This window comes from Pseudomonas carassii, from assembly GCF_036324045.1.
GTDB classification, from domain to species: domain Bacteria; phylum Pseudomonadota; class Gammaproteobacteria; order Pseudomonadales; family Pseudomonadaceae; genus Aquipseudomonas; species Aquipseudomonas peradeniyensis.
Genome location: NZ_JAZDCT010000003.1, coordinates 173,411 through 187,460 on the forward strand (window position 1 = coordinate 173,411; position 14,050 = coordinate 187,460).

The 14,050-nt window shown below is 58.4% G+C and carries 12 protein-coding genes; 6 read left to right on the forward strand and 6 right to left on the reverse strand.

Annotated features, from left to right (window positions below; all coding sequences use genetic code 11):
* Positions 1-110: 110 nt before the first annotated feature.
* Complete coding sequence (locus V0R62_RS03470; protein WP_330102760.1) at positions 111-1,646, forward strand: DUF2235 domain-containing protein; 1,536 nt, start codon at positions 111-113, stop codon at positions 1,644-1,646.
* A gap of 245 nt (positions 1,647-1,891) precedes the next feature.
* On the opposite strand, the gene V0R62_RS03475 is transcribed toward V0R62_RS03470, so the two are convergent.
* Both V0R62_RS03475 and V0R62_RS03480 read right to left on the reverse strand, forming a co-directional pair.
* Positions 1,892-2,203: a hypothetical protein gene (locus V0R62_RS03475; protein WP_330102761.1), complete on the reverse strand. Its 312-nt coding sequence runs from the start codon at positions 2,201-2,203 to the stop codon at positions 1,892-1,894.
* A 200-nt stretch (positions 2,204-2,403) separates the two neighbouring features.
* Positions 2,404-3,306: a LysR substrate-binding domain-containing protein gene (locus V0R62_RS03480; RefSeq protein ID WP_330102762.1), complete on the reverse strand. Its 903-nt coding sequence runs from the start codon at positions 3,304-3,306 to the stop codon at positions 2,404-2,406.
* Positions 3,307-3,429: 123 nt separating this feature from the next.
* Here V0R62_RS03480 and V0R62_RS03485 point away from each other — a divergent pair, with 123 nt between their 5' ends.
* The 4 genes from V0R62_RS03485 to imm45 all read left to right on the forward strand — a co-directional run bounded on the left by V0R62_RS03485 (position 3,430) and on the right by imm45 (position 6,638).
* The gene (locus V0R62_RS03485; RefSeq protein ID WP_330102763.1) at positions 3,430-4,065 is read left to right on the forward strand and encodes a glutathione S-transferase family protein; all 636 of its coding nucleotides are present in this window, start codon (positions 3,430-3,432) and stop codon (positions 4,063-4,065) included.
* 21 nt (positions 4,066-4,086) lie between these two features.
* Positions 4,087-5,112, forward strand: a complete 1,026-nt coding sequence (locus V0R62_RS03490) for an LLM class oxidoreductase (RefSeq protein WP_330102764.1) — start codon at positions 4,087-4,089, stop codon at positions 5,110-5,112.
* A gap of 164 nt (positions 5,113-5,276) precedes the next feature.
* On the forward strand, positions 5,277-6,371 hold the full coding sequence (locus V0R62_RS03495) for an NAD(P)/FAD-dependent oxidoreductase (protein ID WP_330102842.1): 1,095 nt from the start codon (positions 5,277-5,279) through the stop codon (positions 6,369-6,371).
* 114 nt (positions 6,372-6,485) lie between these two features.
* The gene (imm45, locus tag V0R62_RS26725; RefSeq protein WP_408005626.1) at positions 6,486-6,638 is read left to right on the forward strand and encodes an Imm45 family immunity protein; all 153 of its coding nucleotides are present in this window, start codon (positions 6,486-6,488) and stop codon (positions 6,636-6,638) included.
* Positions 6,639-6,706: 68 nt separating this feature from the next.
* On the opposite strand, the gene V0R62_RS03500 is transcribed toward imm45, so the two are convergent.
* Genes V0R62_RS03500 through V0R62_RS03510 form a run of 3 tightly spaced genes read right to left on the reverse strand, consistent with a single transcriptional unit; the run spans position 6,707 to position 10,916 of the window.
* Complete coding sequence (locus V0R62_RS03500; protein ID WP_330102765.1) at positions 6,707-8,110, reverse strand: ATP-binding protein; 1,404 nt, start codon at positions 8,108-8,110, stop codon at positions 6,707-6,709.
* Positions 8,107-9,921: a DAHL domain-containing protein gene (locus V0R62_RS03505; protein ID WP_330102766.1), complete on the reverse strand. Its 1,815-nt coding sequence runs from the start codon at positions 9,919-9,921 to the stop codon at positions 8,107-8,109. The genes V0R62_RS03500 and V0R62_RS03505 overlap by 4 nt, the downstream gene beginning before the upstream one ends.
* On the reverse strand, positions 9,918-10,916 hold the full coding sequence (locus V0R62_RS03510) for a cytochrome-c peroxidase (RefSeq protein ID WP_330102767.1): 999 nt from the start codon (positions 10,914-10,916) through the stop codon (positions 9,918-9,920). The genes V0R62_RS03505 and V0R62_RS03510 overlap by 4 nt, the downstream gene beginning before the upstream one ends.
* 200 nt (positions 10,917-11,116) lie before the next feature.
* On the opposite strand from V0R62_RS03510, the gene V0R62_RS03515 reads away from it, so the two are divergent.
* Positions 11,117-12,487, forward strand: coding sequence for an HD domain-containing phosphohydrolase (locus V0R62_RS03515; protein ID WP_330102768.1), 1,371 nt, complete (start codon positions 11,117-11,119; stop codon positions 12,485-12,487).
* Between the two features lie 210 nt (positions 12,488-12,697).
* On the opposite strand, the gene V0R62_RS03520 is transcribed toward V0R62_RS03515, so the two are convergent.
* Positions 12,698-13,948: a purine-cytosine permease family protein gene (locus V0R62_RS03520; protein ID WP_330102769.1), complete on the reverse strand. Its 1,251-nt coding sequence runs from the start codon at positions 13,946-13,948 to the stop codon at positions 12,698-12,700.
* Between the last annotated feature and the right edge of the window lie 102 nt (positions 13,949-14,050).

Here is a 14,050-nt window from a genome sequence, read left to right on the forward strand (position 1 = left end):
GAGACTTCGCTACCGACTCGGATTGTGCTCGGTTCCGCATTGGGTTGTCCCCCAACCCATGAACCCACCCATTCCGGCCAACTGACACAACCAGCAACATGGAGTTCACCATGACCAAACGCCTTGTCGTTTGCTGCGATGGGACCTGGAACAATCCACAACAAGAAGACAACGGGCTGCCCGCCCCTTCAAACGTCTTCAAGATTCACAACGCCATTGCCCTCCCCGATAACGACAAATACTACCACCCCGGTGTCGGCGGCGAGGGGGGTATCATCCGGCCTGTCGTTGGTGGGGCCGTTGGCGCCGGCATCTCCAGACATATTTGCAGCGCTTACCATTGGCTGGCGAACAACTATGTAGAGGGCGCCGATATTTACCTCTACGGTTTCAGTCGCGGCGCATTCACCGCTCGCAGCCTTGGCGCCTTTCTCGGTCGTGGCTTGTTGGACCTGGCTGGCGTCAAGCCAGCTGAAGCCTGGTTGCGCGTTCACAAGGCCTACGAGGAAGGTTATCGAGCCGAACGCTCGGTGAAACAGGTCAATAAAAACTGGAAAATGTTCCATGCCGGCGCTGCTACGCCAGTGCGCTTAATCGGGGTCTGGGATACCGTGGGAGCGCTAGGCGTGCCGGATGACTTCGAATTGCTCAATCTTTTCGATAACCCCGCTGCCTGGCGTTTTCACAATACTGACCTGGGCGATCATGTACAGACCGGCCGACACGCCATGGCGATCGATGAAATGCGCTCAAGCTTCTGTGTCACCCGCTGGACCAATCGCCATACCCATAAAGACGTGTCCGAACTATGGTTCCCGGGTGTGCACTCGGATGTCGGCGGCGGTTACGCCAGCAGTGGACTATCCGATGGTGCCTTGTTGTGGATGATCAGGGAAAGCGAATTGGCCGGCCTGCCCTTCCACTCCCACGTTCAAGCGGCCATTTCTCCCAACCCTTTGGGCGTTTTGCATAACTCATACAAAGGTGCTTTCGCCAAGCTCCGCTCAAGGCCCAGAAACCTGCCGGCGATGCACTCGACGTCCCAGGAGTTTCATGAAAGCGCACTGGCGCGACAAAAGAACTCGCCCCTCGAGTATCCTGCGTACTACCCGACAACCATCCTCGACAATGACGGCGACAGCACCTCGTTCAACGTCTATGCGAATCAGCACTGGAATCGCTCTGACCTCTATCTGGAAGCAGGGATCGAATACACTTTCAATGCAACCGGTGAATGGCAAGACAGCGAGGATGCCTGCGACTGGAAAGGCACTGAAGACACTAAATTGACCATGGGCGACATCATCCGTAGCGTCTCCGGGTTTATGGGCGCCGCGGAGCCTATCTACAGCAAAGTCACCGGAAACCAGGGTGCGGACTTTATATTCACCAAACGCATCGAAGACAAAAACTGGTTCACCTTGATCGGAGCAATCGCTAACGACAACGGTGGTGTTGCAGCTGTCAACAACGACGGAAGTCCCCTTCCGCACCAGTATGTCGAGTTGTATCAGCATCGAAAGAAACCGCTGGTGTTGAAGCATCCGGGCTATCTCTACTGCTTCCCCAACGATGTGTGGGGCTTGTATGGCAACAATTCCGGAAGCTTGCGCTTGACGGTTACTCGGGTGCGTAAGGCGCCTTAGCGTTTGTACGACAAGCCGCCGAGCGGCGATCAGGCAAGGCGAAAACAGCCCAGGAAGCGGAGTTTACGGGTTGTAAATGAGCATTCCGAGGCTGTTTTCAACGCAGCATCACCGAGTATCAAGGCTTTTCGTACAGAGCCTAAGCCATTGACCCCATGGCTCGAGAGTGATCGATCAAGGTTGGCTGTCTTCGCCCCATGAGAGCCCCTCGATGATCGTCGAAATACCCCCAGCAAGAACCTAAGTCACTCTATCGACGGATTGATTTCGCAGCACACCTCACGTACAGATCGCTGACCTTTCTTGTACAAGCCACGAACGCTTCCATCGAGGGATGCGCAGCGGACAGCAAAGTCAAGATTCAAAACCTTATCGATCATCGTTATTTCGTCGACTTCTTCACTTGCGTCCAACGTGTTTCCTCCCGCCCCACCACGAGAGACTCGATAGGCTACCAGTCCGCTACTCCTACTTTTCATCCGCACGGGGAATACTTCGGTGCCATTGTTAAGAACGAAACGAAAAGCGCGTGAAAAACGATCCTGATCATTGGCCATGAATGATGATTCCTTGAAGAGGGGGCTCTGCAAACGGTAGCTTATCTACGCCCTTTCGGGGGAAACAAACACCGACCGGGTCCACTTAGGGTCGATAGCCGCCGGTCGCGAGTAACTACTTTCGCCCCAGTGCGGACACTCGCTTCTCCCACGAGATCCGGCCCTACCCCTCCGTGCACATCAGCTCTATCATCAACACCCTACGACAAGACACCTGACTCAGCCTCAACCCGCGCTTGAATCCACTCAACAAACGCACGCACCTGCGCCCGACGCATATTCTCCCCACGACCAACCAAGTAATAAGCAAATCGCGAAGGCCAGGCCCGGTCCACCGCCACCACCAACCTGCCACTTCTCAGGTCCTCTTCGGCGAGCTGCGCCTGCACCAGGGCAATACCCTGCCCACTGACAGCCGCACGCACCAACAGCAGATCCTCGTCAAAGCTCGGTCCCCGGCGGCTACGGTGATCGGGCTCGACACCATGAGCCTGCAACCAAAGCGTCCAGTCGGCACGCTCTGCGTCCTGCAGGAGTGGGTAGTGCAGGCAGTCCTGCGGCGCCTCCAGGGCCGGCCCGCCAGCAAGCAGGCCGGGGCTGGCTACCGGCAGCAGCACAGGTGCCAGCAGCGGTATCGACTCCAGCCCCGGGTAATCACCCAGGCCATGACGCAGGGCAATATCGACAGGCTCCCGGTGCAAATCGACAAGCTCGGCCGTGGACTGCACCTGCACGTCGATCTCCGGGTGCAGCGCATTGAAGTCCACCAACCGCGGTACCAGCCAACTGGACGCGAATGACGGCTGGGTGGTGATCGTCAAGGTGTTGGCCCGCGTCAGGGCTTGAAGATCGAGCAGCGCGCTTTCAATCTGGCCAAACCCGCGTGACAGCCCCGGATAGAGACTGGCGCCCGCCTCCGTGAGCTGCACGCCATAACGGCTGCGGGTCAGCAAGATGACCCCGAGGCGATCTTCCAGCAGGCGAATCTGTTGACTGATAGCACCCGGGGTCACGCCCATGCGCTCGGCGGCGGCTTTCAGGCTGCCCAGGCGAGTGGTTTCGGAAAAGGCACGCAACGCGAGCAACGGCAAGACAGCACCCATGTAATACCAACCTTAGAAAAACTGATCCGAGCAAGTTGAATGATCGTTCGTAAACCACCTTGATGATAACTAGCATAGCGTTGTGCCAGAGAAATTCGAATCAGTTTTATTAAGGTGAACAACATGCCGGACCCTGCGTTTGAGCTTTACACCGACAGCTCCCCCAACGGTTTCAAGATCACCATTGCACTCGAGGAACTGGGGCTGCCTTATCGCCTGGTCCATGTGAACATCGACCTGGGCGAGCATCGCCACGAAGACTTCCTGGCACTCAACCCGGCAGGCCGCATCCCGGTGCTGGTAGACCGCAAAGCCGGCATCGTGCTGTTCGAATCAGCGGCGATTCTGTTGTACCTGGCGCAACACAGCGGCCAACTGCTCGAACAGGCCGCACAACCGCGTTGGGCGGCAATCACCTGGCTGATGTACCACAGCGCCAGCATGGGCCCCTTGCTGGGTCAGCGCGTGCACTTCGAGTGCTTCGAGCCCATTCCCAATCCTGCGGCGCAGAAACGCTACCGCGCCCTCACCGAAGATGCCTTCGCACTTCTCGATCAGCAGCTCGCCACCCGTCCATGGCTGGCCGGCGAATCCTATTCGATTGCGGATATCGCCAGCTTCGCCTGGCTGCACATCGCCGAGATCGTTGGCTTCGACTTCAGCTCCTACCGCCATCTGAATCGCTGGTACCGACAAATCGAGCAGCGTCCCGCCGTGCAATGCGGCATTCGTCTCCCGACGCCAGCCACCGGCCCCTGACTCCCCGACCCAGGAATGTCCATGACCCCTATCAGCACCCAAGGCGCGAGCGCCGATGCCTTTGCCTTGCATCCCGGTTACCGTCGTATGTTCGCCCACGATCAGTTGACCCTGGGCATCTTCCTGCCGCTTCGTTTCTATGACGGAGACATAGGCGTGCTGCACGGACAGGCGCAACTGGTCAGCGAGATCGACCGCCTGGGCTTTGCCGCCGCCAGGGTACGTGATGTGCCCTTGTACGACCCTGCCTTCGGTGATGCCGGCCAGGTATTCGATCCGTTCACCTACCTGGCCTATCTGGCGGCGCATACCCGCAGGATCACCCTGGCAACCGGCAGCGCGATTTTCACGCTGCGTCACCCCATCGACCTGGCGAAAGCCGCGACCAGTCTGGATTGCCTGTCTGGTGGACGCCTGGTGCTGGGCATCGCCTCGGGCGACCGACCGGTGGAGTTTCCGGCCTATGGCCTGGCCCATGAAGGCCGAGGGGAGCGCTTCGCGCAGAGCGTGGACTACTTCCGCCAACTGCTGGCCAACCATCCTGCACCGATTCATTCGCCACTGGGACAGCTCGATGGCGCCAAACTGCTGCCCAGCGCCGTCACTGGACGGATCCCGCTGCTGGTGACCGGTTCATCGCGCCAGTCCTTGCAGTGGCTTGGCGAACAGGCCGACGGCTGGATCACCTACCCCGACGCCACCCACAATATCCTTGGGCCTCGGCGCCTGGCCGAGAAAATCAGTGCCTGGCGGGCGCTCATTCCCGGTGGAGGCTTCCGCCCGCATGTCACCAATGAATGGATCGACCTGGATGAGGACCCGACCTTCCCGCGCACGCCGCAACAAGGCGGCTACGTGTTGCGCACCGGTCGAAATGGCCTGATCGATCTGCTGCATGAGTGGCGCGAAGCCGGGGTCAATCATGCGGCACTGGGCATGCAGATGGCGCGGCGCCCGCCGCTGGAAATCATCCAGGAACTGGCCGAAGAAGTGCTGCCGATGTTTCCTGCACTGGCAGGTCCAGAGCCTCATGCACAAGCCTGGTAGCCAAGGCCAGACCATCACGGCCTCACGCAGTGCCGCTCAGCCATATCACCGGTATGGCTGTTTTTCATAAGATGCATCAGAGGTCAGAAACAGGCACTCGATAATCACCCCGAAAAATAACGTTCTCATGTGATGAAAGCCCCCCACTGTCGTACCATCGGCCCATCGACAGAACGGAGGTTGATAGGGTGACGGGGCAGAGCAAACGGATCGTTGTCATTGGCGCAGGCATCATGGGCGCATCCCTGGCGTATCACCTGGCGCGTAAAGGCGCGAAGGTCACCGTGGTCGATGCTGAAGGCATAGCGTCGGGCGTGACCAGCCGCTCATTCGCCTGGATCAATACCTCATTCTCCGAATCCGACCCCATCGCACAACTGCGCGGTGCTGCGATCGAGGCGTACCGCCAACTCGAGACTGAGCTGCCGGGCTTGACGGTGCGATGGACTGGCGCCTTGTCCTACAGCGAGATGTCGAATGCAGTGCCGTCAACTGCAAGTAACCCGCCTTTGGCTAACAAGCTCTCTCGATCACAGATTCAAGACCTTGAGCCCAATCTCAAGCGCCCGCCTGAGTCTGCTTCCTATGCACCGGCAGAAGGCGCGCTGGACCCCGTGGCCGCTACGCATGCGTTGATCGCTGGTGCCCAGGCCCTTGGCGCTAGCATGCTCACTCGAACGCCAGTGCTCGGCCTTGCAATCCAGCATGCAAAGGTGACCGGCGTTGAAACAGCAATGGACATCATCGAAGCCGATATTGTCGTCGTGGCTGCCGGGACAGGTATCACGAAGCTCACGGACAAGCTGGAAGTGTCGCTTCCAATAGAGGCCTCGCCTGCCCTGCTCATCCGCTACAAGACACAACCCGACCTGGTGCGCACCCTCATCTCCAGCCCTGCAATGGAAGTGAGGCAAACTGCGCAAGGGACGCTGCTGGCAGCAGAAGATTACCTGGACGACACCCTGGAAAATCAGCCGGCCGCGATAGCGCTGCGCACGGCCAAAGCCATTCAAAACGAGCTCCATGGCGTCACTTCCATAGAGCCGGAATGGGCGGGTGTCGGGCTCAGGCCCATGCCTGCCGATGGTATTCCCATCATCGGTTATCTACCCAAGGTGGGCGGCGTCTATGTGTGTGCAGTGCACCCCGGCGTTACGTTGGCGGCGATAGTGGGGAGACTCGCCAGCGAGGAGATCATCGATGGCGAGGTTTGCAGTACCCTGGGGCCATGTCGGCCAGATCGCTTCTTCCCAAGATAGTGGCACCTGTTGTGATGCCGCTATCGACCCATAGACAGGCAGCTAACGGTCAGACACCGTCAGATTTCAGCGCCGAGAACTGCCTCAGCCAGTTGGCCATCGAAGTGGGTTTGGCTGCCTGGTGAGAGCAATGCAGCGTGTCTGGGCCTCAGTAGGGACTGGGTTTTGGCCAACTGGGGTAAGTGGATCTATCCGGACTGTGAAATCTCGCAAGTCCTTGTGATTGATGGCTATAAACCTGGCTCGCACATGGAGTTGCTTGAGTAATTCTCCGAGCCGCTGAGAGGTTGGTGTCGCGCCAGTTATGCTTGACTGCAACCGAACCCCATATTCGCTCACTGCCTTACCTGTTGGCTGACTGGCAGTTGTACACGAAACGTTGTCCCCACCCCGACCTGGCTCGAAACGGTTATCTCACCACCGTGTTTCTTTACAATACCGTAGGAGAGAGACAGACCTAGCCCGGTGCCTTGTCCTATGGGCTTCGTGGTGAAGAAAGGGTCGAAGATTTTCTGTACGTTCTCCGGTGCTATCCCCGCGCCTGTATCTGTAACTTCGATGTATATCCAGCAGCCGTGTTGGGCGGTACTCAATGTGATGGTGCCACGCTCCGGTCCAATAGCCTGGGCGGCGTTAACCACCAGGTTCAAGATCACCTGGTTGATCTGCGACGGCAGGCATTCGATCTCGGGCAACGGCTGGTACTGTTTTACCACGTCTGCCTTGTATTTAAGCTCACTGGCAACGATGTTTAACGTGGAATCGATGCCCTGCTGCACGTTGGCCCATTGCCACTGCTGAGTGCTGTCAGTCCGCGAGAAGTCTTTCAGGTCCTTGACGATCTGCGCCACGCGACCGATTCCGTCCTTGGACTCCTTAATCAGGATGGGAATGTCTTCCCTGAGGAATTCCAGCTCGGTGTGCTCGCGCAGCCTTTGCAAGGCCATGCTGGTTTCGCTGATGCCCAGTGCCTGCTCTGCCTCGCGATAAGCGTCGAGCATGGTCGCCAGTTGCAGGAAGTACCCTTCTAGAGTACCGAGATTGGAGGACACGAAACCGATCGGATTGTTAATCTCGTGTGCTACGCCAGCTGCCATCTGCCCCAATGAGGCGAGCTTCTCCGACTGCACCAGCTGGCTTTCAAGTTGCTTACGCTCGTCGATCTCCTGCTGTAAGGCGTCGCTGGCTAGCTTCAGTTCATGGGTGCGCAACTCAACCCGCTGTTCGAGCTGGTGCATTTGCAAGGAGGCGCGCTGGGTCATTTCCCATTTGGTCAGCAGGGTGTTGGCCATCTGCTGGACCTCGATGTTGTCGAACGGCTTTTTCAGGATCAGCAGTCGGTCGTGGGCCTGAAGCCGGTCGAGCAGTTCCTCCCAGGAATAGTCCGAGTAGGCGGTGCACACCACTACTTGCAACTGCGGGTCCACCTGCCATAGCTGCTCGATGGTCTTGGCACCGTCCCAACCATCGGGCATGCGCATATCGACGAAGGCCAGCGCGTAGGGTTTCTGGGCGCGAAGCGCCCGTTTCAACAGGTCGAGACCTTCCTCGCCGCCATACGCCGAGTCGAGTTCGACCACCGGCCGTTCCTGCTTGGGCTGGTCACCGAACAGTAACGCCTCCATCTCGTCCAGCTCGGCGGTCTGCGGCCGGATTGGGGTCAGGACTTTGCGAAAGTCCTCATGGATCGATGGCATGTCATCTATCAGCAGGACTCGGCGATTAGATAAGTTACTCATGCAGGCTCCGTCACTGCGGTTAGCGGGATCCGCAGCGTAAAGAGCGCCCCCAGACCAGGGCCGTCGCTGTGAGCTGTGAGCTGGCCATTCATCTCGATCGCGGCCAGGGCGCAACTGTGCAGGCCGAAGCCATGCCCATCCTTGCGGGTGGTGAAGCCGTGGGCAAAAATCTTCTGCAGGTTTTCCGGGGCAATGCCTTCGCCTTCGTCCAGAACGCTCATTTCCAGGAAGCCTCCCTCGATTATCCGCGTCCTTAGGGTCATGGTCCTGTGCTCGTTGCCTTGACCGGACATGGCGTACTTAGCGTTACTGATCAGGTTGATCAGGATCAGCAACATTCGATGCCGATCACCCATCACTTGGGGCAGTTCATCGAAGTCGCGCACCACGTTCACTTGGTGTCGACTCAGCGCCCCGGCATTCATGCGTAGCGCATCTTCTATCAGATCGTTGACCGACAGTGGCTCGGGCAAACTCTTGGCCCCAGCATAGGATTGTTGGGTGGCCACCACTTCCTTGATGTGGTCTACGCTCTTACTCATCCGCTCTAACTCGGCCACAATTTCGCGCTGCTCATGAGTGATTGCCTCGGTCAGTTGGTTGAGGTAACCGGGAAGCAGTCTGCCTTTGGGGTCTTGGGTAAGAAATTGGCCGAGTTCACCTGAATGCTCATTGAACATTTGCATTGCCTTGCCCAAGCCGTGGGTCTTGCTGCTGCGCAGGGTTTGGGCAATCAGATTGGAGGATGTGTTCACGCTGTTGAGCACGTTGCCTACGTTGTGCAGCACGTTGGTGGCGATCTCCGCCATGCCAGCGTGGCGCGCAGCGCTGAACAGTTCGCTTTGGGCATTCTTGAGCTCCCGGGTGCGATCCTCGACCCGTTGCTCTAGAACTTCATTGGAAGCCTGCAACGCGTTGTTGACCCGCCTCACCTCGGAGAAGCTGCGCACCAGCAGGGCAGCTAGCCCCACGACCGAGAGCATCAGTAGGCCGGACAACCACAACGTGTAGAGGTGATACCTACGATCGTTTTTCTCAACCTCCTGCTGGTCCCGATCCAGCAGGCTGGTAATGGTATCCAATCGTTCGGCGACTGGAATCGTCTCGATGTCCTCGAGCAGGCGATTGACGATAGGTTGCTCGCGCAGGATCAATGCCACATGGCTGCTCAATAGGTTGACCGGTGTCTGAAACTCGCTAGGCAGGTTCTGCACGTTGACAGCCAAATCGCCCAGCCCGACCTCGATCTCTGCCGCCTTGTCGGCAGACGTAACCTGTGCGAACTCCAGGGCACTGAGCAAGAGGTCATAAGTGTCGGTGGCGAATACATGGACCTCCTGCCGGCGCGGGTCGGGAACCTTGTTTAGCCGGGTTTGGATACCGTCCTCGGCAGCGGGGAGAAATGCAAGCGAGTTTCGCAGTAACGCGTTGTGCGACTTGAATTGCTCGACAAGCCGAGCTTTTTCCCCAAGCGCAGCGAGAAAGCCATCGTGGGCATCACGCCATTGTGCCGAGTCGTTGCGCCCTTGCTCGGTTTCTTGGCTGTCGAAGCGTGTCCAAAGTCGCTTCATCTCTTTGAGGGGCGTCACGAGTGGATCGTAGTCATGGGATATGGCCACCCGCGCCTTGAGCATTTCGTTTTCCCACACCGCATCCTGCTGCTTGAGCTGACGGATAAGATCCCGAGATTCGTTGTAGGTCTGGGTCTGCTCTGAACCGGAATTCAGGTAAAGGAACAGCAGCATTGACGATAGCGCCAGGACCAAGCCACTGAGTGAAAGCAGGCTTGCGCGTCGGGAAATTGCCCTCATGGCTGCCCCACATTGTCAGAGGTGAGGGTCTTGAGAAACATCACAATCAGTCTACGGTCTTCGTCGCTGGGTATCCGTCCAAGCTGGTACTGAAACATCACGTCAACCGCGCGCTCCAGAGTAGGAGCCGAGGCATCATGGAAATAGGGCGCGGTCATCGCCACGTTTCGTAGACTCGGAACCTTGAAGACGCCTCGATCCGCTTCGTCACCCGTCACGTTGAAACGTCCCTGGTCGGCTTGAGTCGGGCTTCCACGATCAGTCGTATAGTCACCGAATACGCCGAACTTCTGGAACATGTTGCCACCGATGTTCACACCTTGATGGCAAGCAATACAGCCATAGTCCTTGAAGCGCTGGTAGCCGTATTTTTCCTGCAGGGTCAGCGCCTCGGTGTCGCCCTGCAGATAACGATCAAAGCGGGCGCCGGGTGTTAAAAGAGTCCTTTCGTAGGTGGCCAGCGCGTCGAGGATGTTGTCCTTGGTCACGGTATCCTGGTAAGCATCGGCGAAGGCTTGGCGGTAACGGTTTTCGTCGGAGATACGCTGCACTATCACCTGCCAGTCCCCGCCCATCTCATGGGCACTGGTGATGACTGCATTGCCTTGCTCTTCTAGCGACTCAACTCGACCATCCCAGAACTGGCGGAAGTTGAGGCTGGCATTGAAGACCGTCGGAGTATTGAGTGACAGTTGCTGGCCACCTACTCCGATCGAAAAGGCATGGCCATCGGCCCCGTATTTATCGAGACGGTGGCAGCTGGCACAGGATAAAGAGCCGTCGAGTGACAACTGTGGCTCGTTGAACAATTGACGTCCCAGTTCGACGCGCGCAGGCATCAGTGTGGGAATCGGCGGCAGGGGTTTGAGCGGTTCGTCCAGAGGTTCGGCCCCTGTGGCCGAGCACAGAGCCAGCAGGCCCAGCAAGCACAGGCCACTCCACAAGCGCCCCCTGTGACGCACATGAAGATGTAGGCAGGTATCGAGCTCGAACATCCGTGAGAGTCCTTTTCCCATGGCTGACGAATACGAGGGAGTGCGTTGCCATCAGATTAGATGCCTTCGGCACTTTTTGCCTGTCGTCTGCCAATCGGTGTTCCGGTGCCCATGGCAAAAAAATGATCTAGCCTTTGCCCAAGCACGCTTCGCTCAGGAACCCACAACGTGCCGCCATCGACCGACGCGCGAGGCCCCACATGGAAGTGCAATCTACTCCGAACTCGTCCACTCGGCCGACTGTGTTGCTGGTTGATGACGAAGAGCCGATCCTCCACAGTCTGCGCCGATTATTACGGGGGCAACCCTATGACGTGGTGCTTGCGACCAGCGGTGAACAGGCGCTGGCGCTGATGGCAGAGCAGCCAGTAGATCTGGTGATGAGCGATGCACGTATGCCGGGCATGGACGGAGCAACGTTGCTAGCGCAGGTCCACCAATGCTATCCCGCAGTTGTGAGGATCATGCTTACTGGCTATGCAGACCCCGGTGCGATCATCAAAGCTGTCAATGATGGTCGTATTCACCGTTACATCAGCAAGCCATGGAACGACCACGAGATGCTACTGACCTTGCGCCAGGCCCTTGAGCATCAACATTCCGAGCGCGAGCGCCAGCGGCTGGAGGTACTCGCGCGAATGCAGAACGCTCAGTTAAAGCTGCTAAACATGAATCTGGAGAAGCGCGTGGCAGCCCGCACCGCCGAATTGCAGCAGACTGCCGACATGCTCGATCTGGCTTACGAAGAACTGAAACACAGCTACGTCACTGGAACCGAAGTATTCTCGATGCTGGCCAACCTGCGGCTGCCGCCGGCCAAGCAGACCAACCGTCAGATCATCGAGTTAGTTCGCTGTTATTGCAGGGCCTACGCCTTGGGCGAGGCGGCTAGTCGCGATCTAACTATGGCTGCGGCGTTGTACAACATCGGCAAGCTGAGCTGGCCGGACAGCATGATTGTTGCGCCTTCGGACCTGCTTATGCACAGCGACCGCGAGCGCTACCGCGACTATCCACGCCAAAGCGAATCGCTTCTGATGACCCTGGAGCCTATGAAGGATGCGGCGCGTCTGATCCTCCATCACCAGGAGCACTGGGACGGCAGTGGTTTCCCTGACCGCCTCAAAGGTGAAGCCATTCCGTTCGGCGCCCGCCTCCTTAAGCTGGCTGTGGACTTCGTCGAACTGCAGCGTGGACTGATCCTCGAAAGGCAGATGAACAGCGACGAGGCCTTGCTCTACCTGCGCAAGTACAGCGGCCGTCTTTATGAGCCGGCGCTGCTTGAGGATTTCGTCGACGTCTGCGCTACGTTCCTCAGTGATCTCACCCTGGCGGACCCTGAAGTCCGTGTTTGCGCCACCCGCGACCTGGTCTCCGGAATGGTGCTGGCGCGCAATTTGAACGCTGACAACGGCATGTTGCTGCTTAATGCTGGAAAGGTGTTGAGCGCCGCACTGGTGGAAAAGCTGATAGCGTTCGAATCCATGGAGGGGGGTAAATACTGCATTTTTGTCAGGGCCCCATTGGACGAAGATCCAACGCTTGGGGCGTCGGGCTCAGCGCTGTGCTGAAACAATAGCCTTGGCCCTCGGCGCCTGGCCGAGAAGATCAGTGCCTGGCGGGCGCTCATCCCCGGCCCAGGCTTGCGCCCGCCTGTCACCAATGAATGGATCGACCTGGATGAGGACCCGACCTTCCCACGCACACCGCAACAAGGTGGCTACGTGTTGTGTACAAGCCTGGTAGCCGAAGCCAGGCCTAGGAGACGTAACGGCTAAACCCTACTCAATCGACTGAGATACTAACCGGCTTCGTCTGGACAAACCTGCTTGCAAGGCGAACGCAATGACTACAGTCGCTGGCGCAGAAAAGCTGCTCAGCCCAGCACCGGCAAACATCAAGGCCAGCCCCGATGCGGTGGCGCCAAACCAGGCCGTCAAGCCGACAGCATTCCATGCGGGCTCCTCGTCGAGCGCAACCACATCAAGACGTCCCAAAAGAATCTGCGCTAATGCCACACCGACCCAAGCCACTACAAAGATGCCTTGGTAGGCCAACGCCTTGAGCAAGTATGCGAACACATCCGCGAGCATCAGGCCATACACGATCAGCCCAACCGCCAGCGCCCACATCAGGTACGAACCCCGCAGGCCGAAACGGCAAAAGAACGCCTGCATGTTCAAGGTCGCCAGGTAGTAATTGGCCGTGTTGATCCGGGTTTGCGTGGCCCAGACGAACAACAGCCCCCACAGCCCCATCAACTGCAGGATCGCCATGACCACCGACACCTCGTTCAGCGCGCCTTCGTTGGGAATGCTGCTGACCAGATAGATGCCCGCCGCGCCATTGAGCAGGAAAGTCACCATGTAGAACGGCATGCCGAAGTTCCAGCGACCGTGGTACTCGGCGTCTTCAGGTTTGCCGAAACGCGCGTAATCGAAGGTGAACAGCATCAGGATCCAGACACCCATGTAGGCCACGAAGCAGTCCCACCAGCCGAAGGCAGCGGGAGTCGCCGGGCCGAAGTCCAGCCATTGCGGCTGGTAGCCATAACGGCTGATAGACAACCCCACCGCCGCCAGCAGACCGCCAAGGTACACCGGCAGCAGCACACCGTTGAGCTTGTCCAGCCAGTGCTGCACGCTGCCCAGTACCATCGGCACGCTGTACAGCACCACCAGCAATGCGGCCAGCGGATACACCAACTGTGGGTACAGGTGATTGAGCGCCACGGCAATCACCGAGCCCTCGAAAACGGCGTAGTAGATCGCCGTGGAAAAGAAGATCAGCGTCGCCAGGCACGCACCGGTGCTGCCGAACAGCAGCCGCGAAAACAGCGCCACCGACAAGCCGCTGCGCATCGCGAAGCGACTGAGCACGCTGTTGACCAGGCCATAGCTGATCACCGACAACAGCATGCCGATCAACGCATTGCGCGCGCCGTAGGACAGCGCCAGGGAAGCGCCGACCACGATATAGAACATCGCACTGCACACCGCCCACCAGGCCATGGTCAGCGACAGTCGCCCCATGCGCGCATCGCCCGGAACGGGGTGATTGGCCGGGTCCTGTCCGGTTTGACTCGATTGCGATAAAGCAGCCATATGCGTGAACTCCAGAGCCAGTCAGAGGTT